Here is a 22,953-nt window from a genome sequence, read left to right as displayed (position 1 = left end):
CAAACTTACTTTTTTAACTAGCTTGTATTACTTTGTAGTCTAATTGAAATATTAGCTTGCAGATTAGACCCGATAATCAAAGTTATAGAGCTTAAAACTTTCTATAAGCTCATTAAGTTTCTGGTTATAAGAACTATCTGTTGCATAGGTGCCACGCAGTGTTTCTGTTGACTCTTGGTAAGATTTGCTTTTAGAGACATGGGTCTTGATATATAGAGGATCTTCTAGGACCCTGGCATAATCTCTAAAGGAAGCTTCTGCTTTCCCATAAGATCTGAATTTAGCATCAATTTTATGCAAATTACCCTGGCCATCATCCTCTAGAGTGGGAAAGATAACGGATTTTCCTTGGTAGTCTCCTTTGATACCAAAAAAGTTATAATAGGGCTCTTGACTGAGAGTGGACTTCCCATTGTTAGATTCTAAAATGGCTTGAGCTAACATCACAGAGGGATAGAGATCTTTTTCTCTTGCTATGACATGGGCAGACTTGGCCACCTTGGCTATAAAATGAGTTGTTTCACTGGCAGCAAGCTCTTTCAAACTATCCTTGTCATAGTTTAGACTTAAAATACTAAGAAAAAGATTAATCAATACTAAGCCAAGAACTGTCAGCTTAAAAAGCTTTATTCTTTGCTTCTGAGACTTTCTTTTGACTGTTTTATTTCTTTTCATAGGGATTCTTTCGCTATTTATTGTTTACATTTAGTATAACAAAAAACTAGAATCGTAACAGACTCTAGTTAATACCTTGACCTCATTTTTAGGCTTTTTTACGTAAGGCTCCAAAAAGGATACCTGACACAACAGCTCCTATTGCAACAAATAAGAGGTATAAGAAAGGATTGCTAGTTAAAGCAATAACAAAGATTCCCCCATGAGGTGCTAGCAATTTGATGCCTGCTAGTCCTACTAAGGCACCAGTTAAAGCAGAGCCTGCAATAAAACTTGGAATAGCACGCGCTGGGTCAGCAGCTCCAAAAGGAATAGCTCCTTCTGTAATGAAGGATAGTCCCATAACGATGTTAGTTAAACCTGATTCACGTTCTTCATTAGTAAATTTATCTTTAAAGAGTAGGGTTGCAACGAATACTGCCAAAGGTGGAACCATTCCACCGGCCATAACAGCTGCCATTACCACTGAACCACCATCAGCAACAGTAGCTGCTAATGTCCCTGTTCCAAAGACGTAGGCTGCCTTGTTAACAGGTCCACCCATATCAACTGCCATCATACCACCTACAAGTAAGCCCATTAGGACAGCAGAACTTCCTGAAAGACCTTCTAAGAAATGGTTCAAAGCTGTGTTGATTGCTGCCATTGGAATGTTAACAAATAACATTAAGAAGCCTGTTATTAAAACTCCTAGAAGTGGGTACAAGAGAATCGATTTGATCCCCTCTAATGAGCGTGGTAGGCTTGAAAGTAATTTACGTAAAGCAAGGATAACACCACCTGCTAAGAAACCACCTACTAAAGCTCCTAAGAATCCCGAAGATACTCCAGCTAGAGTCAAAGTAGTTTCTCCGCCAGAAGCAAATGGAACTTTTCCAAAAGCAAGTCCACTTGAAGCAATTGCTCCAGCAACAAAACCAGCAACCATTCCTGGTTTTTCAGCCATAGAGTAAGCAATATAACCAGCTAAGACTGGTAACATGAATGAGAATGCTGCGCCACCAATGTTTTTAAAGATAGCTGCTACTTCATTGTAAGAACCTAAATTTCCTAGTTGATCCTTAGGTACACCTAGCATATTATCTAACAAGAAGGCAAGTGCAATCATGATACCACCACCAATAACGAATGGTAACATTTGTGAAACACCACTCATTAGGTGTTTATAAAAGGCACTTCCAAGTCCAGTTTTATCAGATGATTCTTTCTTTGCAGAAGAGAGGTCACGAGATACATAAACCTTAGCCTGATCACGCAAAATAATAGAAATCAACTCCTCGCTTTTTTTAATACCATCAGCTACTGGTCTTGACACTAGGGGTTTGCCATTAAAACGATCCATTTCAACTGCCTTATCAGCAGCAATGATGACACCCTTTGCCTTACGAATATCTTCAGCACTTAAAGGATTACCAACTCCTGAAGCCCCATTGGTTTCTACTTTAATAGTAACACCCATTTTTTCCGCTTGTTTTTTGAGAGCTTCTTCGGCCATATAAGTGTGGGCAATTCCAGTTGGACAAGCTGTAACTGCAACAATAAAATCTCTCTCAGCTGCTGTCTGGGCTGGCTTTTCTTGTTCAACTGCTTGATCTGCTACTTGAGAATCATTGAAGATCTCAATAACATCTTCTGCTGTTTGGGCACTTCTTAATTGATCAGCAAAGCCATCTTTCATCAAATACCGGGACAATTGAGCCAAGGCAGCCAAGTGAGTATCATTTGCACCCTTTGGTGCTGCAATCATGAAGAATAGATCTGTTGGCTGACCGTCAAGTGCTTGATAATCAACTCCACTAGAAGATTTAGCAAACAAGACACTAGCTTCACGAACTGCTTCATTTTTACTATGTGGCATAGCAATTCCATCACCAAGTCCAGTAGATGTTTGTGCCTCACGTGCCAGAATACCTGCTTTAAAGACATCAAAATCGGTAACATAATTTTTGGCTACTAAACGAGAAATCATCTCATCTATAGCAGACTCTTTACTATTTGCCTGCAAATCAAGAATCATAAGTTCTTTTTTCAATAAATCTTGAATGTTCATCTTTTTTCTACCTCAACTTTTTGATATGTTTCTTTGATAAAATCCATAGTGGCTAAATCATCCGAAAAAGCTGTTGATGTGCCACATGCAACTCCCCATTTCAAGGCTTCAAGGGGATCCTTTTTGTCAACAAAGCTACCAGTGAAACCAGCTACCATTGAATCACCAGCTCCGACAGAATTCTTAACCCGACCCTTAAGAGGTTTAGCAAAGTAACTTGCTTCCTTAGTCACCAATAAGGCTCCATCGCCAGCCATTGAAACAATAACGTTCTGGGCACCCATTTGCAAAATCTTACGGGCATATTTTTCAACATCATCCAAGCCCTTTAGACTGACCTTAAAAATAGCTTCTAGTTCATGATTATTTGGTTTCACAAGTAGGGGTTGATATTCTAGAGAGTCTAGCAAGGTTTGCCCCTCAAAATCACAAACAACCTGTGCTCCTTTTTCTCTCACTAAGGGAATCAAGTGCTTGTATATGGCATTTCCTACGTTAGATGGGGCTGAACCTGCAAAAACAACGGTGTCGTCTTTTCCTAGCTCTGATAAAATCTTATCTAGCTTCTGTAAATCATTGTCACTTAAGTGAGGGCCTTGGCCATTAATCTCAGTTTCTTCTTCTGACTTAATTTTGACATTAATGCGACTATCTTGGTCAAGCCATACAAAGCGCGTCTCTATCTTTTCTGACTGCAAACTATCTTCAATAAATTTTCCAGTAAAGCCACCCAAAAAACCTGTTGCTACGTTAGCTATGGACAATCTTTGCAAGATACGACTAACATTTATCCCTTTACCACCTGCATACTTATCATCACTTGACATTCGATTGACTGATCCAGTCACTAATTGATCCAAACGAACGATATAGTCAATGGAGGGGTTAAGAGTCACGGTATAAATCATACTTCAATCACCTGTGCTTTCTCTTTGATTTTTTCTATTAGAAGGGAGTTCATTTTTTCAGTAACAATTCTAATATCATCAATAGGAGCTACTTTTATAAATGAAATGTGTCCAATCTTTGAAGCATCAGCTAAAACGTAGGTTGTCTTTGCATTTTCAATGACTGCTCTTTTTATAACTGCCTCTTCCATGTCAGGGGTGGTCAGATAACTCTTATCAATACCATTCATCCCTAAAAAAGCCTTATCAAAATTCATCATTGAGATTTGCTCAACAGCCACATTGCCAATACTGGCGTCCGTAGTTTGTTTAACAAAGCCACCTATAATGATTGTTTTTATAGCCTTTTCAACCAGCTTTGCAGCATGGTGGATAGAATTGGTTACTACAGTTACATTTTTTTGATCAATCTCTTCAATCAAAAATTCAGTGGTTGTCCCAGCATCAAGGAAAATAACATCATTATCAAGAATGTACTTAGCTGCTTTTTTTGCAATGACAGACTTAACTTGACTGTTTTTGATAGATTTTTCTTGATTGGATAATTCTTCTTGAAGTGAAGGCAATAATTCAGCTCCGCCATGAACACGATGAAGTTTATTTTCAGCTTCCAATTCGTCTAAATCTCTACGTATGGTGGACTCAGAAGAATCTAGAAGAGACATTAAATCATCTAAAGCAACAAAATTATCCTTGCTGATTTTGGACATAATGACCTGTTTTCTTTTGGATTTTAGAATGCTAATCCCTCCTTTCTGAAATCGGTTACAGATAAATTATACTATCCTTTTTTTCAAAGTCAAGCATTATCCTTCATTTTCTGTCATTCCTTTTTTTAAAAAAACTAGGAAATTTTTGAACTTCCTAGTTTTTCTTATTATTTAATTTTTAAAACATCTTCTTTTGTATGAACTAACTGAGTAATCAGACGGCAATATGGGGTAGCCACGCCTTGTTTTTGTCCCTTATTATTAATAGCACCATTTAAATAGTCAATTTCAGTCTTACGTTGATTTTGAACTAAATCCTGATGCATTGAAGGATAGTGATGAGCAGCTTTGACCGATGTATCCATAACGTACTTGGTAATTTCTGCTTCATCCAAAGTAACTCCCTCAGCTTGACCTACAGTGACAAATTCATGAATGATTTCTTTAACCATATTCAGACCATCTTGACTGGCAAAGAGCTCACCAATTGTACAATCTAAAAGAGCACAAAGGGAATTCATTGTCCCGTTGACACAAGCTTTTCTCCAGATATTTGGTACCACATTTTCATCATAAGTGGCAAATAATTTTGCTTCAGTTAACATTTCTGCAACTTGGTGACCTGCCTCTTGATTATTGGGATCCATACTTTGTAAGTTCAAAGCACCCACTCCCTGAAGATGCGCATGACCAGGACCTTTTAGACCAGCTGTCCAGACTGTTACTCCCATAAGGATATTATGCTCAGGGATATATTGACGGATCACTTCTTCATGGCCAAGACCATTTAATAAGCAGAGCACCTTGGTTTCCTTACCAATAATTGATTTAATATCTTGAAGCATTTGAGGCAATTGCATAGCCTTTGTAAATAAGATAATTAAATCAGCTTCTTGACTTGCTTCAGTTGGTTTCATGATAGGAAGAAAAACAGTATCTTCCACATCTCCAGAAATTTTCAAACCATCTTTTTTAATAGCGTCAATATGCGCATCCCAATTATCTAGCAAGATAACATCATTATCAGTTTTAGAAATTTGGTAACCAAAACGGCAACCCATAGCTCCTGAACCTGCAATATAAACTAACATGTTAATTCTCCTTTTTATTGTCCTTCAAATACAAATATGTCTTCTTTATAGAGTTTTAAAATATCCTTACAGATTTTATGTGCCGCAAAGCCAATTCCAAAAGGAATGATCAACCAAGCAAGCACAATGATAAGGATTGAACTACCACCAGCCAGCGAAGCAATTGGACCAACAGCACCAACAAGGCCAAAACCTGATGAAGCCGGAGTTCCCACCAAATTACAGATTGGCACAGTTAAAGAGCTGATAGCTGCTGTAAGAAGCATTGGAATAGCCATAATAGGGTGTTTCAAAAAGTTTGGCATCATCATTTTCATGGCACCCAATGCAATAGCTAGCGGAACACCAGACTTATTAACCTTTAGAGTTGCCCAAACAAGAACTGCAGTAGTTGATGCAATACCCATTGAAGCTGCCCCTGCTGCCAAGCCATTCAAGCCAACTGCTAAACCAATAGCAACTGTTGAAATCGGGCTAACAATCAACAAGGCAAAGGTCATTGCAATTAAGATAGACATTAATATAGGCTGCAAGCTTGTAAAGGAATTGATTCCTTGGCCAATCAAAGTAGTTACGTAAGAAACATAAGGTAACAACTTCCAGCCGATGTAACCCACACCTGTTCCAATAATGATAGGTAGTAAAATGATGGTTAAAGAGCCAAATTTATTTCCCACATACTTAACAGCTAAGACTGCTAGGCTGGCTGTAATCATCATGTTGATAAGGTCACCAATACCTCTGAGTTGGAAACCACCTTTACCTACTGCAGTTACAATAGTTGGATTAAAGATCCAAGCTCCTGAACCAATATAAGCGGCACCACCAACGGCCAACTGCTGCATTGGTGTAAATTTAAATTGTTGCCCAATTAAAAAACCGGCCATGATTGGAGTAAAGAATTGAAAAACTTGTACAATATGTAAAAATTCTGCAGCTGCTGCATTTGGCAAAAAGGGTTTTAAAAAGGTTGCCAAGATAGCATTAGGGATAAGTGCAACGACAATAGCAATGGCTGTTCCAGCCAGAACCTTATTCATAAAAGAACTGAATGTCTCTTTAGGGGTTGTTGTCATCGTGTGACCTCGATTCATCTATTTTTAAATCGTGAAAAAACTCACATTTATATTGTTTATTCTATCACAAAGATGGCAACTTGTCCCAAGGACAAGAGTAATTTGCTATAGTAAATTCTAATAATAGAATAACTATAAGTTATAGCTATTCTTAGCTTTCTAAAAGTACTTTCTTTAAACTGTTTTGATCCTTTACTAAAGTGCTATAAAGGCCTTTACAGGCTACTTCTAAGTCTAGTTGATCAGCGAGGTAGAATGGACAATCCGATTATCACGGTCAGGATAGATATACTTAATGGCTTGATTGACAGCTATTGGAGCTTCTCCAAAACCTGTGGCTATGAGATCAACCTTACCTTCATATTCAGCAGCATCTCCGATGGCAAAAATACCTTCTTGACTCGTTTCAAATAATGGTGTCACCTTAATACTGGAACGTTTGTAGTCAAGATTCCAAGATTTTAGATTCTTATTTGAAGTTGAAAAACCAAAACTAACAATAAGAGCATCTAGATCTAATTGAAGTTCTTCTTCACCTTTAACTTTTTGAATGCTAATGGATTTGGCTCCATCCACGTCTCCCTGAAGTTTTGTGGGAATATAGGGTGTAAAAATAGTCACTCCCGAAGCCTTCAACAGTTCAACACTATGTTCGTGAGCTCTAAAAACATCACGTCTATGAACGATGGTCACCTTTTTAGCCAAACCATATAGGGCCAAGGCCCAATCTACTGCGGAATCACCACCTCCACAGATAACAACATTTTTACCTGCAAATTGATCTAACTTATGCACATTATAAAAGATATTTTTATCAGCAAAGTCAGCTTCATTTTCAAGACCAAGTGTCCTAGGAGCAAAGGCCCCATTTCCACAAGCAATAATAATAGCCTTACTCCGACGGTGACCTTTGCTGGTTTGAATAAGAAAGTGGTCATCCTGTTTTTCAAATTGAAAGACTTCTTCTCTTAAACAAACGGTGATCCGATCTTCAAAACGACCGACTTGCTTGATGAGATTATCTGTGAGCTCTTCTCCTGTCAACTGAGGATAGGCTGGAATATCATAGATCACTTTTTCTGGATAAAGTATAGCAGGCTGGCCTCCTAACTCAGACAGACTTTCAATAATGTTGACTGTCATTCCTCTAAGGCCTGCATAAAAGGCAGCAAAGAGGCCTACCGGTCCTCCTCCAACTATAGTTATATCATACACTTTATCAATCACTTAAAAGCTCTCCTCTTTCTCTTAGTTCTTCTTTTATAGTCTTAAGAAATCCTTCTTCTTCCTTTGACAATACATAAGTCTCTAACATATCTGGTCGCCTCAAAAGGGTTTTCTTAAGGCTTTCTTTCAATCGCCAGATACGAATATTCTCATGATGACCACTCATTAGGACGTCTGGAACAGTCATCCCCCTAAAATCATAGGGTCTGGTATATTGTGGATACTCTAATAAACCTGAAGAAAATGAATCATCTTCATGACTAGCCGCTTTTCCAATAACATTTGGAATAAGCCTAACTGTTGCATCAATCATTGTCATTGCTGCCAATTCTCCCCCTGTCAAAACAAAGTCCCCTATGGAGATTTCATCTGTCACTAAGGTTTTGATACGTTCATCATAGCCCTCATAATGTCCACAAATAAAAATTAACTCTTCTTCAAGAGCTAATTCCTCAGCATAAGCTTGTGTAAATTTCCTACCTGCTGGATCTAGTAAAATAACCCTTGGATTTTTAGCTTTAATCTTTCCAATGGTATCAAAAATTGGTTGTGCTCGTAAGAGCATCCCCTGCCCACCACCAAATGGTTCATCATCAACATGACGTGCCTTTTCAGCATTTTCTCTGAAATTATGATATTGGATATCTATGAGACCTCTATCACAGGCCTTACCCACAATAGAAGAGGCTAAGGGAGAAAACATCTCCGGAAATAATGTTAAAATATCAATCTTCATCATCTAAGCCTTCCATTACTTCAACATCTACACGACTTGCTTTGACATCAACTGACAAAACAACTGAGGGAATATAAGGAAGCAATAAATCTTTTTTTCCCTTACGCTTTACCACCCAGACATCATTTGCACCTGGTTGCAGAATCTCTTTAACTTGCCCAATCAACAGATCATTTTCATAAACATCCAGTCCAATGATCTCATGATAGTAAAATTCACCATCTTCAAGCTCAGTCAAATTTTCTTCTGATACCTTAAGAGTATAACCTTTGTATTTTTCAATAGCATTAATATGGTTCATGCCTTTAAAGGCAACAATGTCAAAATTCTTGTGTTTCCGATGTTTGGCTATTTCCACATTTTCAACAAATTGATTTTTTTCATCAAATAATGCCAAAATAGTTCCCTTAGCAAAGCGTTCCTCGGCAAAATCACTGATTGATAGAACACGCATTTCACCTTGTAGGCCTTGCGTATTAACAATCTTTCCAACATTATAAAATTCCATTATGACTCCTATTGTATTTTTCCTTTAATGCCTTTTCACAAAGAAAGTGAAAAAGGACTTTGTCTTCAAGCTTTTTAGTTTGAAAAGCAAGGGCTACCCTTGGCAGACCCTAATTCAGTTTTGAGCCTCAAATCTCAAAAGCTAGCCAGTAGCTGAAACTCTAGCTTGGACTCTCTTAAACTTTTTCCATTTTTAATCAGGCTACTCCATATTTTATCATGTTCTCCATGAAAATGCACCCTATGAGACAGGCATCTATTCTTCTACCTTTAGATCATGCAGTAAGTTTTTCCAGGCTTGGGTCACCTTTTCCTCTGTAAACTCGCTAACAATCTGATAGGAGGCCTGACTGAAAGCCTTTCTTTTTTCAGGGGTCAAAAGAAAATACCTTTGAATAGCATCCGCTAAATCTCTGATGACTTTTTCTTCTTCTAGCTCATGATCATAATCAAGAAGAAAGCCGCATCCTTAGATGAGCCTGCTTCACTTGTTCGCACAGTATAACCTTGACTAATACCATCTACATAAACAGCAAGATTACGTGATAAAGGAAGTTTGTCAAATTGAATTTTTCCATCCTTATCTGTTTTTCCACTGGTCACAAGTTGCTCTTTACCATCTGTGATGTCATAAAGTTAAATGTTTTTGTCTGACACAACTTTATCATTCTTATCAAGTGTTGTAACTGTAAAAGTGAAGCCCTCTTCTACTTTTGGAAGTCTAGTATCATCAATGTAAATTGTTTTTTAAAAACCTGGCATTGTTTGACCGATTTTTTATCATCGAGGTAATAAGAATAGTAAGTATCATCCATTAATTTACCAGAAAAGCTAACTAAAGCAGCTTGATTACCTTTTTGGCTGGCAATATGCTTATCCTGACTGTCTTTAAGACTTACCATTTGATTTGCCATTGGCTCAGCATCTTGGTTTTGTACAGAAACATCAATTGATTAACTGCTGTAAACAGGCTCTCCCTTACCAACTCCAGCTGCGGTAAAGCTTGCTGACATGCGAGAATTTGCTTGAGATGTTCTAACAGTATAGCCTTGGTTGACACCATCAACACTAACACCAATACTTTTATCTACTGGAAGATTTGTCAAAATAGCTTGGCCTTTAGCATCTGAATTTAGGGTTTGAAGAACTTTTCCTTAAAGGTAAAGCTTCCTTTTTGTGAAAGGGTTGAACTTGCACAACTTTCAGTATCAGCCTTTACATTGTCCACAAGTGGATTTGAAAGATTTATGGCTGATAGAGCAGCCAAGGTTAATAAAGCATGTGATAATGCAGTTTGTTTCTTCATTGAATCTCTTCATCAATATAATTAACCGATTAAGTTTATATTTGTAAAAATTCTCTGAATCAGTACACTTATCTTAGCACAAAAATACTTAATCAGTTAAGTATTTTTGCAGCAAAAAACCATCACTCTCTACTTAAGAATAGAAAAAGGATGGTTTTAATAATTATAGACGTATGCTGACTAATTATTTTTCATCAATAACAAGACGCACTTTCTTACCTTGTGTTGGAACCGAATAAACAATCGATCTTATCGCTGTAATTGTACGACCTTTTTTCCCAATTACACGACCGATGTCTTGTGCATCCAAGTCAAGATGATACTCTAAAAATTCTGGAGTATCTTCGATTTTAATGATTAGATTATCAGGTTGTGAAATCAGAGGTTTCACAATGGCGATAATAAGATTTTCAATGGTATCCATAGGCATCTACTACTATTTTGAGAATTTTTGATCGTGGAATTTAGCCATAACTCCAGCTTTTGAAAGGATATTACGTACTGTATCAGAAGGTTGAGCACCTTTTGACATCCAATCTAAAATACGCTCTTCTTTAAGAGTTACTTGGTTTTCGGTAACAAGTGGGTTGTAAGTTCCAACTGTTTCAATGAAACGACCATCGCGAGGAGCGCGTGAATCTGCTACATTAATACGGTAGAAAGGTTTTTTCTTAGAACCCATACGAGTTAAACGAATTTTTACTGACATTGTTTTATTTCTCTTTTCTTTATAATAATCACAAGAAACACTATTCATTTCTTACTCTAATAAGTCTACCCGATTTTCTCAAGTCTGTCAAGTTTTTTTCTTGACGGATTTAGAATAAACTAAAAGCTATTCGAACTAGGCGATCAAAGTAAGAATCTTCTCTCTTAATTTTTCGACTCAATCGCTTGACCTCACTAGGATCATCAGTGATCATAGCTTGAATAGGTTTTTGCAAATAATACTCCATACGTTCCGGTTCATTGATCGTCCACACAAAAATTTCTTTTTTCTTTAAAAGAGCTTGCGCAGATAATCTAGAACGGTAAGAAAAGTCTTCAATCACATAAAAGTCTATGTTCTCTTCACCTAAAAAACCAACTTGGATAGGAATAACATATCCCGTTTTAATATAAGGTGCTTTCTTTTCAAGCTCTTCCATCACCTTCAAATCAAGAGACATAACCTTGTTTTCTTTTCCAATGCCAAGCTTCTTATATAGTTCAAGAAAAAGATCCACATAGTTTGCTGGTTCTGTACCAGTAGGCTTAAGCTCTATCAACAAGGGCATATGTAAGGCTTGTGCTTTTTTATAAAAGGTTTCAAAGGAAACCAATTTGCTCTTGAAAGATCCTTGGTAAATAGTAACAGCTTCCACCTGACTTAATGTCATATCTCTGATAGAACGCTCTAGACCAGCTAAACGTTCTAAAGAATTATCATGAGAGACAACGAACTTATTGTCTTTGGTTAACATTAAATCTAGTTCTACCGCATCACTTTTTACCCGACTAGCACCTTCTAAGGCTTCCAGAGAATTTTCTACTCCTGCTGAAACAAGTCCCCTGTGAGCAATTACCTTTTTATTGCTAGGATTTTGGAAAAGAGAAAGTTTTCCAAAAGAACCAACAGCAAAACCTAAAGTCATTAGCAGCAAAAGAACAAAGGAAATAATATTCTTTTTACTTTTTACCCTTACTTCTTTTTGACGCCCATTAGGAGAAATATCATTTTTCAGTAGCATAGCCATTGATAGTTTAAAGAAAATCGTACTAAAAAATATGATTTCCCAAATAAGGGTCAAGGACAAAGCTTGCAGAATAAACTGATTACCTTGAGGATCAAGGAAGAGAACAAGGGCTAATATGCCCATAATCAGCACTGCTGTTAAAGACAATACAAAAGCACTAAGACATAGCAGTTTAAGTAGCAAGCTAAAGCTAGTCTTCTTTGTTCTACGCCAGCTCTCTATCAGAGCATCCTTAGAGGACATGCGCTTTAAAGATAATAAAGGCAGAAAATAAATAAAGCGCAAATTAAGGTAAAACATAAAGGCCAACAAGAGGTACAGTACATACTTGGTCGTTTCTGTTTTTGATAACTCAGAAATGATAAAGTCTGGAATATATAATTTTTCTGTGATCACTGAGGACAGACCTATTTTTAAGACCGGAATTGTCAGTAACACATAGGCCAAAAATGGAAAAAGCTGCCAGCCTGAAAAATATCTCCACAGGTGCTTGGCATAATAACTAATGGTTTTTTTGAATTTTTTCCGAGACAATCTCTTATCAGCTATAATACGATAGAGAATAAAAAATTCCAGATGTATAAAGGCCACTAAGAAAAAGAAATAAAGGAAAAAGAAGGCTAGGGCAAAAGGATTTTTAATAAAGTTAAAGATATTATCCTTATCCAAATGATACTGACCTGTAATATCTAAGATCAGATAAAACAATTCAGATAAGACTAAGTTTGTAATGGTCACAAAAAGCAGCTGAAAGATACTGGCTTTAAGAAGCCATTCGAATCTGATTTTTTTCATTAGTGATAACAAATCAGACAAAAATTTCATAGAGGAGTTCTTCCTTTCATCATTATTAAAAAATTCCCAGTTGAACAAGTTCAGCGAGGAATCAAGAAGCCATCAAAAAATGTTTAATAGCTTCTCCTCCATATATCCAAAAATAACTATAGATAGCTATTGATATAGGGCGACAAATTACTATAATCAGCAAAAACCTTTTAAAACTAATACGACTAAGACCTGTTATCATAATCAGCAGATCGGCTGGTGCCATTGGCGAAATCATATTAAGTATAAAAAACTTTTCAAAGGTTTTGGTTGAGAGCCTTTTCTCATGTTTTTCAAGTTGCTTGTCTTCTACAAACAACAAAATAAAGGACTTTCCATATCTGCGTACCAATATAAAAAGGATACAAGAACCTATTATAATGCCAAAGAAGTTTAAAAACAAGCCCAAGGTTGGTCCGAAGGCTAAAAAACCCACTACTGTAGTCACTCCACCAGGAATAATGGGAATGATAACCTGGATAACCTGAAGACCAAAAAATGCTATCCCTCCAATAAGAAGATGTTTGCCTATTAATTGAGATAAGGCTTTAGGATTATTCAAAATATCAATCTTGCCAACTAGGTAGAAAACAAGGTAGACAGAAAAGACAATAGATAAGATACCAATAACCTTAAATATCTTTTTAAGCCGTTCATGATTTACACTATACTTATTCATATCTTAATGCCTCAATAGGATCAAGTTTACTTGCATTGTTTGCTGGTAGTAATCCAAAGATGATACCAATCATTGCAGAAAAAGCAATGGCAATAAATGCCACGTCCAGTGAAACCGTAGCTTCTTTTAATTTCATAGCACTCCCTAAAGCACCAACGGTAATATAAGCTAACACTAGTCCTATTAGACCTCCTAATATTGTTAAAACGACTGATTCAATCAAAAATTGTGTTAAAATTTTCAATCGAGTAGCCCCTAGAGCCTTTCGTAAACCGATCTCTCGGGTTCTTTCTGTCACAGAAACTAACATAATATTCATGACTCCAATTCCGCCAACCAATAATGATATACCAGCAATTGAGCCTATTACGGTTGTCATTACACCGAACTGCTGGTTAACCATCTTAATAATTTGACTGTTGTCTGGAGTTTGGTATTTTCCATCTTTTACATGAGACAGATTAGTCAACATGTGAGCAGCTTTATCACCAAGTGAGGCGCTCTGCTTAATATCTTCGACGTGAACATAGATGTTTCCAACTTCATTGGTATGAAACTCAGAAGCAACTTGTGTGTTGGCCATCACAGCTTCTCCTTCACTTATACCTCCAACCCTCACTACGCCAGGCTGGCCTGTTTTATAAACTCCTACAACAAGATAATCCTTGTCATTTAAAGAAACAACCTTATTTAGGGCTTCTTTGTAGTGACCTTCTCCAAATAACTGATCAGCCATTTTGGTATCTAATAAAATTATCCTGGAAAAGTTAGTATAGTCTTTTTCATCTAATGTTCGTCCAGCAACAATATCATATTTTTTGATTTTAAAATAATCACGACTGACTCCAGTTAGGGAAGCATTTTTGACAGTTTTCTTTTCATAGGAAATAGTTGAAGAGGCAGAATTTGTAAAGTAATAAGAATCTATTCCGTCAATATCTCTTACAATTTGTTCCAACCATTCTTCTTTTACTTCTTTTGTATTTTCAATATATCTAAAACTATTATAGGGTCCATCTTCTGTGGAGTCTGGAGCATAAAATAATTGCACAGCTTTTTCATTATTTGAAAAAGCGTTAGTCACACTATTTTTCATAGCATTTCCCAGTCCCATGATAATGACCACAGCAGAAACACCAATGATAATACCTAACATTGTCAAGAGTGATCTGAGCTTGTGCCCCCAGATAGAACTAAGAGCAAATTTCCAATTTTCCATTTTCATTTCTCCTTAGTCTATGCGTACACTATCACTTGTATCTCTTGTAATTTCACCATCTCTGATAACAATTTTACGGGTTGCAAAATCAGCAATTTCAGGTTCATGGGTAACCATAATAATAGTTTTCCCTTCCTTGTTTAAAGTGGTCAGAAGTTGCATGATTTGTTGACCAGTTTGGGTATCAAGAGCTCCTGTTGGTTCATCGGCTAGTATGATAGAAGGATTATTGACCAAGGCTCTAGCAATAGCAACCCGCTGCTTTTGCCCCCCTGATAGTTCAGAAGGTAAATGCTTCATCCGTTTTGACAGTTCTACCTTCTCTAAATATTGCTGAGCCAAGTCCTTTCTTTTTAAGACAGAAACTCCAGCGTAGATGAGGGGTAATTCAACATTTTGAAGGGCAGTTAAGCGTGACAATAGAAAGAATTGCTGAAAAACAAAGCCTATTTCCTTATTTCTGAGTCTGGCCAGCTTGCGATCATTTAATTTCTTTACTTCCTTGCCATTTAGCCTATAATCTCCTGTTGAAGGTTTATCTAGTAAACCAATAATATTCATCAAAGTTGATTTACCAGATCCAGAAGGTCCCATGATAGCCAGAAATTCGCCTTGACATACAGTCAGGTTGATGCCTTTTAGGACATGTAATTTCTGATCGCCATTTTTATAAGACTTGCTAATATTCTGTAGTTTAATGAGTTCTTGTTTTTGGTCTGTCACTATTTTTTCACCTCAGATTTCGAGCTTTTCTTTTGCCTATCTTCAGAGTGAACGTTCTCTACTTTTTCATCATTTTTTATAGACTTATCTGGATTTGAAATGACAACTTGTCCAACTTCTAGTCCACTTATAATCTCTTGTTTTTTCGCATCTGCATTACCTAGTTTAACTTCAACCTGTTTGACCTTAGAGGAAGAAGAATCATAAACCCAGACATAATTTTTCTTATCTTTTTTGAAGACAGCTTCGACTGGAACCAGAGCATGCTTGACCTCATTAACTACTTCTACAGAAACAGAAAAACCTTGTTTTAAATCTCTTAGAGGACTTGTGATGTCAACCTTATAATCATAGCTTGCTGTGCTTGAGGAAGCAGGGGCTCCATTTGGCATACCTTGACTTTGGCCCTTACCTTCATCTTTTGGATAATTTGAAATATAAGCTATCTTACCTGTCCACTCTTGGTCAGTATAAACCTTTGACTTAATCTTGACTGCTTGCCCTGTCTTAATATTGCCAAGATCATACTCGGTTAAGCTTCCCTTCACCTGTAATTGTCCTTCAGATGTCACATGAACAAGGGGCTGACTTTCTTTTGAAGAAGGGTCAATATCTTGATTAACCTCAACAACTGTTCCAGAAACACTACTTGAAACAACCGTTTCATTTAAGGCTTGCTGGGCTTTATTAACCTCTGCTTGAGCATCAGCATAGGCATCATTTAAATCTTGTAATTGCTGGTTATAGCCTGCAGTTTGTTGTGAGGAAGCTTGAGCTCCTGCTCCTTCACCACCGGCCATTGGAACACCGTATGTTTTTAAATAATTAATTTGGCGTCCTACTTTATTTAAATTTCTGGCAGCTGTATCGTAGGCAGCCTGTGCCGCTGTTGCACTATATTGCACTAAGGGTTGACCTGCAGTCACCTTATCTCCTACCTTAACACTTACAGAAGCGCTGGTACCCTTAGCAGGATTAAAGTAAACATATTCCTCAGAAAGAGCTTTGACAGTTCCTGATAACAAGGTTGAAGATGAAATCGTCCCCTCAGTAACTTTTACTGCCGAGTAGCCTTGAGCTCTTTTTTTATTTTTCAAAGCATTTTCTTGTTGAAAATAAAGAATTGTGCCAATGACTAAAACAACAACAATAATTGCGCCTGAAATAATCCCCTTAGTTTTCTTGGACATCTTAGACTTATTCCTCTTTGACATTTGACTACCTGACCTTCTTACTTTTAACTTTTGTATTACTTGTATAGGACAAGTATATGACTTTTTTGAAAGGCTGTCAAGTAAATTTAGGAGCTTAACTTTAATTTTCTCATTTTTGTCTTACTTTAATGTTATGACAGAAACAGCACCTTTTCCCTTCGATTTTTGCCAAATGAAAAAAGCCACTCTCCTAGGAAAGTAGCTGTTTGGGAAGTCCTTTTTCTGCCATCTTTTTATCAGTTTTTTGATAGTTTTCCTACTTATAATCCAGTTTTGCTTTTTTTGCTTTAAATTCTGAGCCTCTTATGATGAGTCCCATAACCTCCTCATTTGTAAGTGCCTCCATTGACACCAAATGATTTAAAGTGACTTTTTGTTTAGATGTTAACATTGTTTCTCCTACCTTTCAGACATTATTGAGACATTTACTTAATGATTTTCAGGCAAGACTTGGTATAAAATAATACCTAAGAGTGTTGAAAAAGCTACTCCTGATACTTGAAGTCCTTTGATTTGAAGCATAAGACCACCAATACCAGAGACTAAGATAACACTTGCTATCAAAAGATTCTTCTTGTTGTCCATATCTGTTTTTGATTCAATTAAGATTTTCAAACCACTAGAGGCTATCACTCCAAAAAGAGCAATTGAAATCCCACCAACTACTGGAGAAGGAATGGATTGAATCAACGCAGATATCTTTCCGACAAAGCTTAATAAGGTTGCAATAAGAGCTGCTCCTGCAATAACATAGACAGAGAAAATCTTGTTAAGAGCCATAACTCCAATGTTTTCACCGTAGGAGGTTACCGGAGGTGCCCCTAAAAATCCAGCTATGACCTGAGCTAAACCGTCCCCTGTTAAAGTCTTATCTAAGCCTGGATCCTTAAAGTAATCTCTTTTTGTTAGACTGTTTAAAACCATAACATGGCCAAAATGTTCCGTCATGGTAACAAATGCTATGGGTGCCATTGTCAGAATAGCACTAGGGTAAAATTTTAGACTATAACTTAAAAAGGGAACTTGAACACCTGGAACGCTAAACCATTTAGCCTTAGCCACCTCAGAAAAGCTGATAATTTCTTCCCCTGTTACCATCCCCATTACTAAGGCAAAGAGGTAGCCGATCAGTAATCCCAAAAGGATTGGAATAATAGCCACAATGCCTTTTCCATAAACATTAAAGAAGATAACAGACAGTAGGGTTACCATTCCAATGAGCAGATAGAGCAGGTTGTATTTCCCATCCTTTAACATTACACTGCTTACAGCTGTAGAGGCTAGACTCAATCCGATGACCATAACGATTGGACCCACAACAATAGGTGGTAGAATCTTATCAATCCAATCATTTCCAATAGCTCTGACAATCAGTGCAACTATGAGATAGACAAAGCCTCCTGTTACGGCTCCCTGTGCAACGGCTGCAATACCATCAGTTTTCATTAACATTTGCATGGCTGCAATATAGGCAAAGCTTGAACCCATATAGGCAGGGATTTTAAACTTTGTAACCGTTAAATGCGCTAAGGTTCCCAAGCCACTGGATAAGAGTGCAACTGCAGGGTCAATCCCTACTAGGATTGGTACTAATACTGTTGCCCCAAACATGGCAAAGAGATGCTGGAATGATAAGCCAAACAAAACACCATTTTTTGGCATTTCTTCTACATCGTAAATAACATCTTTCATTATCTTCTCCTTATTTTCTAGGAAGGATCAACGATACTAACACGATCTTGTCCGTCTACTTCAACAACTTCCACCACAATTTCTTCTGTGGCACTGGTAGGAATGTTCTTCCCAACATAATCAGGTCTTATGGGTAATTCCCTGTGTCCCCGATCTACTAAGACGGCTAGACTGACGCGTGAAGGACGACCTAAACTGACTAAGTTATCGATAGCTGCACGGATTGTTCTTCCTGTATATAGAACATCGTCAACAAGGATAACTTCTTTACCAGAAATATCAACTGGCATCAGGGTGGTATCTTCTTCAACCTTTACATCATCTCTAAAGGGTTTTATATCAAGCTCTCCTATTGGAACATCAATCGATTCTAATACTTCTAACCGTGCTTTGATTCTCCTTGCAAGGTAGACTCCTCGAGTCTTAATTCCTGCCAAAACAAGATTATCCATATTTTTGTTACGCTCTATAATTTCATAGGTAATCCTCGTCATAGCCCTTTTCATAGTGACTTCGTCGATAATTTCCTTGCTTTTCATTCTAGCCCTCCTTCAGATTTTGCTACAAAAAACTCCCCTTATAACAAGGAGAGTTCACAAAATAATCGCATACTAAAAAGTATACACTTAAGTCTTGTCTCCTTGCCAGTCTCACGGGACTGTTTTAAAGGAATATCAAATTTTTACTATTATAGCATATTACTCTAAACTTAACAAGTCTTTTTTGAAATTGGTATGTGGTAGAATTTTTTAGAATAGGCAATTCTGTATAAATTAAGGAGAACTTGTTACCGAGATGTAACGAAAAAGACTGAACAATTTTGGCTCTATAATTTCTGTAGTGGGTAACTCTACTTTGGAAGTTATAGGGCTTTTTGTGACTACAAAAAAAGTCCCATATGACTTATAATGAAAAGCGACTAAACAACTCATTAGAAAGCATCATATGGAACATATCAATCATAACAAATTTTTACTTCAAATAAAAGACCAGAATATCAGTATTACTGACATTAAAGATAAGAAGACCCATTTTGATATCCTAGCTAAGCTTGATTATAAGGCGCCAAACTGCCCTTGTTGCGGGGGACAAATGACCAAGTACGACTTTCAAAAGCCCTGTAAAATCCCTTATTTAGATACGGGAGGCTATAAGACAAGGTTATTACTTAAAAAACGTCGCTTCCGCTGTAAGGACTGCTCTAAACTAATGGTTTCTGAGTCTTCCTTTGTCAAGAAAAACCACCAGATTCCTTATGTCATCCGTCATAAGATTAGTGAGAGATTAATGGATAAAGAAAGTCTAACCAAGATTACTTCTGAACTTTCTATCTCAACTTCTACCGTTATTCGTCAACTCAAATCCTTTGTTTTTAAGACACATTTAAACACCTTACCTACTATTATGTCTTGGGATGAATTTGCCTTTAAGAAGGGCAAGATGTCTTTTGTGGCTCAAGACTATGAAATTAAGAAAATCATTGCCATTTTAAATGGCAGAACACAAACTATTATTCGAAATCATTTTCTCCGCCACACTAGAAGAATCAGAGAAACTGTCAAATGGATCACCATGGATATGTTTTCCCCTTACTACGACTTAGTCAGAAGGCTTTTTCCTAATGCCCAGATTGTTCTTGATCGCTTTCATATCATTCAACACTTGAACCATGCTATGAACAGGACTAGGATTAAGATTATGAACACTTTTAACAGATCATCAATAGAGTACCGAACTATCAAACAGTTTTGGAAGTTAATCCAACAAGATAGCCGAAAACTTAAGGAAAAGCTCTTTTACAGACCAACTTTTAGAGAACACCTAACCAATCGTGAGATACTCACTAGAATGCTTGGTTACTCTAACGAACTAAAGTATTATTATGAGCTTTATCAATTACTTCTCTACCACTTTCAAGAGAAGAACAGTACACATTTCTTTGCCATTATCGAAGACCATATCAAGCAAGTTAATCCTATCTTCACGATGGTATTCAAAACTTTCAAAAAAGACAAAGATAAAATTATCAATGCCCTTGAACAACCCTATTCTAATGCCAAACTAGAAGCTACTAACAACATTATTAAAGTCATAAAGCGCAATGCTTTTGGCTTTAGAAAGTTTAAAAATTTTAAAACCAGACTACTCATCGCTTTAAACATACAAAAAGAGAGAACAAAAGTTGTTCTCTCCAGATGTTAGGTTTTGTCTACCCACTTCACTTGACAAAGAGCCTGATTTTACCAATTCATTTAACGTGAATCAATAAAACCAATGCTATCTTCATGATGATATTTTCTATTTAGTATGCTCTCTTGTATTCTTTATATCCTTTATAGACGGACAGGTTTTAATAAGAAACTTGAAAGGGTTATAAAGACTGTTGCCGTTAATAATAAAGCTAAGAGATAGGGCCAAGCCTGAGCAATTCCTCCGCCGCTTTGGAAAGTAGCTATGGCTGAAAGAACCCAGTTTTGTGGCAATAATTTCCCAATAGCTTGCATGTAAGATGGTGTAATAGACAAGGGCCATAAACAACCAGCTAACATGGAAGTTGGCATCACGATTAGGTTAGCCAACTGGCTACTTTGTTGGGTATTTTGCGTTACGGCACCAATCATTAAACCAAAACCTATCGCCAACAAACTAAATAGTAAGAAAATTAGCAACAAGATTGGAGTCGGAATATAAAAACTGACATTAAAGATCTTCAACAGGCTAAACATTATGACAATTTGGAGAGTAAAGGCGACAAGTCCAACACAGACATAACTTAACATGTACTGGAAGCGTGACAAACGTGACAAGACTAATCGGTTATAGATTTGACTAGATTTATCAGTCAAAATCCCTCCATAAATCACACTGGTACTACCTAACATAAGGATAAGCAAGAAACCTGTGGTAGTGGAGGACACGGATTTACTGCGTGAACGGTCTGCCAAAGTTTCTTGTTGAACCTGATAGTTTAACCCTTTATTTTTTTGCCAAAGCTTGTCAAAAATAGCTTGATTTCCGGCAGCTACATCACCCATGATATTGTAATTCTCTAGAAGGTAATTGGCTTGCGCTTTTACCCATTCAATAATCTCGCTCTTAGCAATAGAGCGAAGGCTGAGTTCTTGCGCTTCACCTGTTAATACTTTCTTGGAAAAACCTTTATCAATGGTTAAAACAGCCTCTAAAGACTTATCTTGAAGGTAATTGTCAATATGTTTTTCCTCTATTTTAGTAAAAACATCATACTTTTTCGTGAGTTTCAACTGGGCAACAAATTGCTTCGAAATCTTACTCTGATCCTTATCTAAAATACCGATTTTAGCCTGATTATTTCCAGAGAAACTCATTGATAAGGCCAAAAGTGTTGTTAAAATAGGCAATAATAAGAAGGTCACATAACTGGTTTTTTTCCGTCGGATTTTAACAAATAAAGTTTTTATAAAACGAATCATGCGGTCACCTGCTTTCTCATCCCTATCAAAGCAATTAGGATAAAGGCTGTGCCAAGGCCAATGTTAACCATCAACGTCACAGGGATTGGATTAAATTGCCCACCAAAAATCAGATAAAACAAACTATCATTAACCCATTTGATTGGAGAAATATTGGACAATTGATTAATAAAGGGACTATTTAAAGTTGCCAAAGGGACATAACTACCTCCCAAAAAGGCAAAGATAGGAATAACTGCATTTGAAGCCACCATCAAGAAAGCTTCATTGCTAATACTAGTAGCCATTCCGATGCCGATAGCCACAGATAGGTAAATCAAAGAAGCCGTTACCCCAATAATTTGCCAATCATTGGTTCCCCAATTAACTCGCAGTACAAATCTGGTAAAGACATACAGAATGCCTAGCTGGACTGTTGTCACCAACATTGCTCCTATCAATTTGCCAAAAACAAGAAGGCTAGGAGAGACACCTGTGAGGTGAATACGATTGGTGGTGCGCTGTTGTCGGTCGGATAAGACAAGGTTCATCGCTGACATGATGCTATAAAAAGTAATCATGGTGAACATAGAAATAGCATAGTAATCAGCTGAGGTCATGCCTTTACTGGTTTGAACCGAGCTCACCTTGACAAAGTCTACTTTTCGCTTCTTAATCTCACCTAAGCGTTGAGGATACAAATCGGCTATGGAGTCATAAGTTTTTGCATTATCAACATAATTGGTTACCAACATGTTAATCAAATCAGCATTCTGCTGGTTAATCGCATTGGTGGTTACCTTAATGGTTTGGTTTTTCTTGACCTCCAAAGTAGCTGTCAAAGCCCCTTCGCTAACTTTCTTTTTATCCGCTTCAAGTGACTTGCTAGGTTCAGCTTCTAATTTCAATTCTTTATTTAAGACCTTTAAAAAGGCAAGAAAATTCTTCTGATAATCGGTTTTTTGACCTTCTAGATGGTAACGCACCGTTAACTTAGGAACGGTTGTTGCTGCATTGAAACTTGATTTAAAGGCAAAGCTTAAAATCACAATCATTACAATTGGAAAAATCACCATCATCAACAAGGCAGTTCGATTTCGAAAAATCTGCAAACTCTCTTTTTTGATTAAATGTAATAAAACCATGAT

The 22,953-nt window shown here is 37.0% G+C and carries 25 protein-coding genes and 1 pseudogene; 1 reads left to right on the top strand and 25 read right to left on the bottom strand.

Annotated features, from left to right (window positions below; all coding sequences use genetic code 11):
• Positions 1-63: 63 nt before the first annotated feature.
• The 23 genes and pseudogenes from HBN42_RS00710 to pyrR form a co-directional block, all read right to left on the bottom strand.
• Positions 64-675, bottom strand: coding sequence for a glycoside hydrolase family 73 protein (locus HBN42_RS00710; protein WP_165992764.1), 612 nt, complete (start codon positions 673-675; stop codon positions 64-66).
• 88 nt (positions 676-763) lie between these two features.
• On the bottom strand, positions 764-2,725 hold the full coding sequence (locus tag HBN42_RS00705; protein ID WP_165992762.1) for a PTS fructose transporter subunit IIABC: 1,962 nt from the start codon (positions 2,723-2,725) through the stop codon (positions 764-766).
• On the bottom strand, positions 2,722-3,633 hold the full coding sequence (gene pfkB / locus HBN42_RS00700) for a 1-phosphofructokinase (protein ID WP_165992761.1): 912 nt from the start codon (positions 3,631-3,633) through the stop codon (positions 2,722-2,724). Before pfkB ends, HBN42_RS00705 begins: the two co-directional genes overlap by 4 nt.
• Positions 3,630-4,346, bottom strand: a complete 717-nt coding sequence (locus tag HBN42_RS00695) for a DeoR/GlpR family DNA-binding transcription regulator (RefSeq protein ID WP_328804284.1) — start codon at positions 4,344-4,346, stop codon at positions 3,630-3,632. Before HBN42_RS00695 ends, pfkB begins: the two co-directional genes overlap by 4 nt.
• Positions 4,347-4,510: 164 nt before the next feature.
• Complete coding sequence (locus tag HBN42_RS00690) at positions 4,511-5,434, bottom strand: 2-dehydropantoate 2-reductase (protein WP_165992755.1); 924 nt, start codon at positions 5,432-5,434, stop codon at positions 4,511-4,513.
• Positions 5,435-5,448: 14 nt separating this feature from the next.
• On the bottom strand, positions 5,449-6,510 hold the full coding sequence (locus HBN42_RS00685) for a PTS sugar transporter subunit IIC (RefSeq protein WP_165992752.1): 1,062 nt from the start codon (positions 6,508-6,510) through the stop codon (positions 5,449-5,451).
• Positions 6,511-6,744: 234 nt separating this feature from the next.
• Positions 6,745-7,737 carry an NAD(P)/FAD-dependent oxidoreductase gene (locus tag HBN42_RS00680; protein ID WP_165992750.1) on the bottom strand — a complete coding sequence of 331 codons (993 nt, stop codon included), beginning with the start codon at positions 7,735-7,737 and terminating at the stop codon, positions 6,745-6,747.
• Positions 7,730-8,473, bottom strand: a complete 744-nt coding sequence (gene trmD, locus HBN42_RS00675) for a tRNA (guanosine(37)-N1)-methyltransferase TrmD (RefSeq protein WP_165993747.1) — start codon at positions 8,471-8,473, stop codon at positions 7,730-7,732. The genes HBN42_RS00680 and trmD overlap by 8 nt, the downstream gene beginning before the upstream one ends.
• Positions 8,463-8,981: a ribosome maturation factor RimM gene (gene rimM / locus HBN42_RS00670; protein WP_165992748.1), complete on the bottom strand. Its 519-nt coding sequence runs from the start codon at positions 8,979-8,981 to the stop codon at positions 8,463-8,465. Before rimM ends, trmD begins: the two co-directional genes overlap by 11 nt.
• 431 nt (positions 8,982-9,412) lie before the next feature.
• Positions 9,413-9,583 carry a hypothetical protein gene (locus tag HBN42_RS00665; RefSeq protein ID WP_165992746.1) on the bottom strand — a complete coding sequence of 57 codons (171 nt, stop codon included), beginning with the start codon at positions 9,581-9,583 and terminating at the stop codon, positions 9,413-9,415.
• A gap of 104 nt (positions 9,584-9,687) precedes the next feature.
• Complete coding sequence (locus HBN42_RS00660) at positions 9,688-9,894, bottom strand: hypothetical protein (RefSeq protein ID WP_165992744.1); 207 nt, start codon at positions 9,892-9,894, stop codon at positions 9,688-9,690.
• Positions 9,895-9,933: 39 nt separating this feature from the next.
• Positions 9,934-10,086, bottom strand: a complete 153-nt coding sequence (locus HBN42_RS00655) for a hypothetical protein (RefSeq protein WP_165992742.1) — start codon at positions 10,084-10,086, stop codon at positions 9,934-9,936.
• A gap of 26 nt (positions 10,087-10,112) precedes the next feature.
• Positions 10,113-10,286, bottom strand: a complete 174-nt coding sequence (locus HBN42_RS00650) for a hypothetical protein (protein ID WP_165992740.1) — start codon at positions 10,284-10,286, stop codon at positions 10,113-10,115.
• Between the two features lie 184 nt (positions 10,287-10,470).
• Entirely contained in the window at positions 10,471-10,710 is a 240-nt protein-coding gene (locus HBN42_RS00645) for a KH domain-containing protein (RefSeq protein WP_165992738.1), read from the bottom strand.
• A gap of 12 nt (positions 10,711-10,722) precedes the next feature.
• The gene (gene rpsP, locus HBN42_RS00640; RefSeq protein WP_165992736.1) at positions 10,723-10,995 is read right to left on the bottom strand and encodes a 30S ribosomal protein S16; all 273 of its coding nucleotides are present in this window, start codon (positions 10,993-10,995) and stop codon (positions 10,723-10,725) included.
• Positions 10,996-11,104: 109 nt separating this feature from the next.
• Positions 11,105-12,847, bottom strand: a complete 1,743-nt coding sequence (locus tag HBN42_RS00635; protein ID WP_165992735.1) for a glycerophosphoryl diester phosphodiesterase membrane domain-containing protein — start codon at positions 12,845-12,847, stop codon at positions 11,105-11,107.
• 61 nt (positions 12,848-12,908) lie between these two features.
• Positions 12,909-13,526 (bottom strand): TVP38/TMEM64 family protein, encoded by a 618-nt coding sequence (locus tag HBN42_RS00630; RefSeq protein ID WP_165992733.1) that lies wholly within the window; start codon positions 13,524-13,526, stop codon positions 12,909-12,911.
• Positions 13,519-14,745, bottom strand: a complete 1,227-nt coding sequence (locus tag HBN42_RS00625) for an ABC transporter permease (protein WP_165992731.1) — start codon at positions 14,743-14,745, stop codon at positions 13,519-13,521. Before HBN42_RS00625 ends, HBN42_RS00630 begins: the two co-directional genes overlap by 8 nt.
• A gap of 12 nt (positions 14,746-14,757) precedes the next feature.
• Positions 14,758-15,468, bottom strand: coding sequence for an ABC transporter ATP-binding protein (locus tag HBN42_RS00620; protein WP_165992729.1), 711 nt, complete (start codon positions 15,466-15,468; stop codon positions 14,758-14,760).
• Entirely contained in the window at positions 15,468-16,682 is a 1,215-nt protein-coding gene (locus HBN42_RS00615) for an efflux RND transporter periplasmic adaptor subunit (RefSeq protein WP_165992727.1), read from the bottom strand. Before HBN42_RS00615 ends, HBN42_RS00620 begins: the two co-directional genes overlap by 1 nt.
• 268 nt (positions 16,683-16,950) lie before the next feature.
• A pseudogene (locus HBN42_RS10180) lies at positions 16,951-17,073 on the bottom strand (aspartate carbamoyltransferase); the annotation flags it as partial.
• Positions 17,074-17,111: 38 nt separating this feature from the next.
• Positions 17,112-18,374: a uracil-xanthine permease family protein gene (locus tag HBN42_RS00605; protein WP_165992725.1), complete on the bottom strand. Its 1,263-nt coding sequence runs from the start codon at positions 18,372-18,374 to the stop codon at positions 17,112-17,114.
• A gap of 17 nt (positions 18,375-18,391) precedes the next feature.
• The gene (gene pyrR, locus HBN42_RS00600) at positions 18,392-18,913 is read right to left on the bottom strand and encodes a bifunctional pyr operon transcriptional regulator/uracil phosphoribosyltransferase PyrR (RefSeq protein WP_165992723.1); all 522 of its coding nucleotides are present in this window, start codon (positions 18,911-18,913) and stop codon (positions 18,392-18,394) included.
• A 406-nt stretch (positions 18,914-19,319) separates the two neighbouring features.
• Here pyrR and HBN42_RS00595 point away from each other — a divergent pair, with 406 nt between their 5' ends.
• Positions 19,320-20,576 (top strand): ISL3 family transposase, encoded by a 1,257-nt coding sequence (locus HBN42_RS00595; RefSeq protein ID WP_165992721.1) that lies wholly within the window; start codon positions 19,320-19,322, stop codon positions 20,574-20,576.
• A 131-nt stretch (positions 20,577-20,707) separates the two neighbouring features.
• Here the strand turns inward: HBN42_RS00595 and HBN42_RS00590 are convergent, their stop codons facing one another.
• Both HBN42_RS00590 and HBN42_RS00585 read right to left on the bottom strand, forming a co-directional pair.
• The gene (locus HBN42_RS00590) at positions 20,708-21,826 is read right to left on the bottom strand and encodes an ABC transporter permease (protein WP_165992719.1); all 1,119 of its coding nucleotides are present in this window, start codon (positions 21,824-21,826) and stop codon (positions 20,708-20,710) included.
• Positions 21,823-22,950, bottom strand: coding sequence for a SagG family ABC transporter permease subunit (locus HBN42_RS00585; RefSeq protein WP_165992718.1), 1,128 nt, complete (start codon positions 22,948-22,950; stop codon positions 21,823-21,825). Before HBN42_RS00585 ends, HBN42_RS00590 begins: the two co-directional genes overlap by 4 nt.
• Between the last annotated feature and the right edge of the window lie 3 nt (positions 22,951-22,953).

Source organism: Streptococcus catagoni, assembly GCF_011421425.1.
Taxonomy (GTDB): Bacteria; Bacillota; Bacilli; order Lactobacillales; family Streptococcaceae; genus Streptococcus; species Streptococcus catagoni.
This window is presented reverse-complemented; position numbering and strand designations above follow the sequence as displayed.

Bases quoted from the DNA above. Each gene is read 5' to 3' on its own strand.
- HBN42_RS00615 (WP_165992727.1), bottom strand. From the start codon at position 16,682: ATGTCAAAGAGGAATAAGTCTAAGATGTCCAAGAAAACTAAGGGGATT.
- HBN42_RS00595 (WP_165992721.1), top strand. From the start codon at position 19,320: ATGGAACATATCAATCATAACAAATTTTTACTTCAAATAAAAGACCAG.
- HBN42_RS00605 (WP_165992725.1), bottom strand. From the start codon at position 18,374: ATGAAAGATGTTATTTACGATGTAGAAGAAATGCCAAAAAATGGTGTT.
- pyrR (WP_165992723.1), bottom strand. From the start codon at position 18,913: ATGAAAAGCAAGGAAATTATCGACGAAGTCACTATGAAAAGGGCTATG.
- HBN42_RS00585 (WP_165992718.1), bottom strand. From the start codon at position 22,950: ATGGTTTTATTACATTTAATCAAAAAAGAGAGTTTGCAGATTTTTCGA.
- HBN42_RS00690 (WP_165992755.1), bottom strand. From the start codon at position 5,434: ATGTTAGTTTATATTGCAGGTTCAGGAGCTATGGGTTGCCGTTTTGGT.
- HBN42_RS00625 (WP_165992731.1), bottom strand. From the start codon at position 14,745: ATGGAAAATTGGAAATTTGCTCTTAGTTCTATCTGGGGGCACAAGCTC.
- HBN42_RS00630 (WP_165992733.1), bottom strand. From the start codon at position 13,526: ATGAATAAGTATAGTGTAAATCATGAACGGCTTAAAAAGATATTTAAG.
- HBN42_RS00645 (WP_165992738.1), bottom strand. From the start codon at position 10,710: ATGGATACCATTGAAAATCTTATTATCGCCATTGTGAAACCTCTGATT.
- pfkB (WP_165992761.1), bottom strand. From the start codon at position 3,633: ATGATTTATACCGTGACTCTTAACCCCTCCATTGACTATATCGTTCGT.
- HBN42_RS00710 (WP_165992764.1), bottom strand. From the start codon at position 675: ATGAAAAGAAATAAAACAGTCAAAAGAAAGTCTCAGAAGCAAAGAATA.
- rpsP (WP_165992736.1), bottom strand. From the start codon at position 10,995: ATGTCAGTAAAAATTCGTTTAACTCGTATGGGTTCTAAGAAAAAACCT.
- HBN42_RS00635 (WP_165992735.1), bottom strand. From the start codon at position 12,847: ATGAAATTTTTGTCTGATTTGTTATCACTAATGAAAAAAATCAGATTC.
- HBN42_RS00650 (WP_165992740.1), bottom strand. From the start codon at position 10,286: ATGAAGAAACAAACTGCATTATCACATGCTTTATTAACCTTGGCTGCT.
- HBN42_RS00705 (WP_165992762.1), bottom strand. From the start codon at position 2,725: ATGAACATTCAAGATTTATTGAAAAAAGAACTTATGATTCTTGATTTG.
- rimM (WP_165992748.1), bottom strand. From the start codon at position 8,981: ATGGAATTTTATAATGTTGGAAAGATTGTTAATACGCAAGGCCTACAA.
- HBN42_RS00590 (WP_165992719.1), bottom strand. From the start codon at position 21,826: ATGATTCGTTTTATAAAAACTTTATTTGTTAAAATCCGACGGAAAAAA.
- trmD (WP_165993747.1), bottom strand. From the start codon at position 8,473: ATGAAGATTGATATTTTAACATTATTTCCGGAGATGTTTTCTCCCTTA.
- HBN42_RS00685 (WP_165992752.1), bottom strand. From the start codon at position 6,510: ATGACAACAACCCCTAAAGAGACATTCAGTTCTTTTATGAATAAGGTT.
- HBN42_RS00660 (WP_165992744.1), bottom strand. From the start codon at position 9,894: ATGGCAAATCAAATGGTAAGTCTTAAAGACAGTCAGGATAAGCATATT.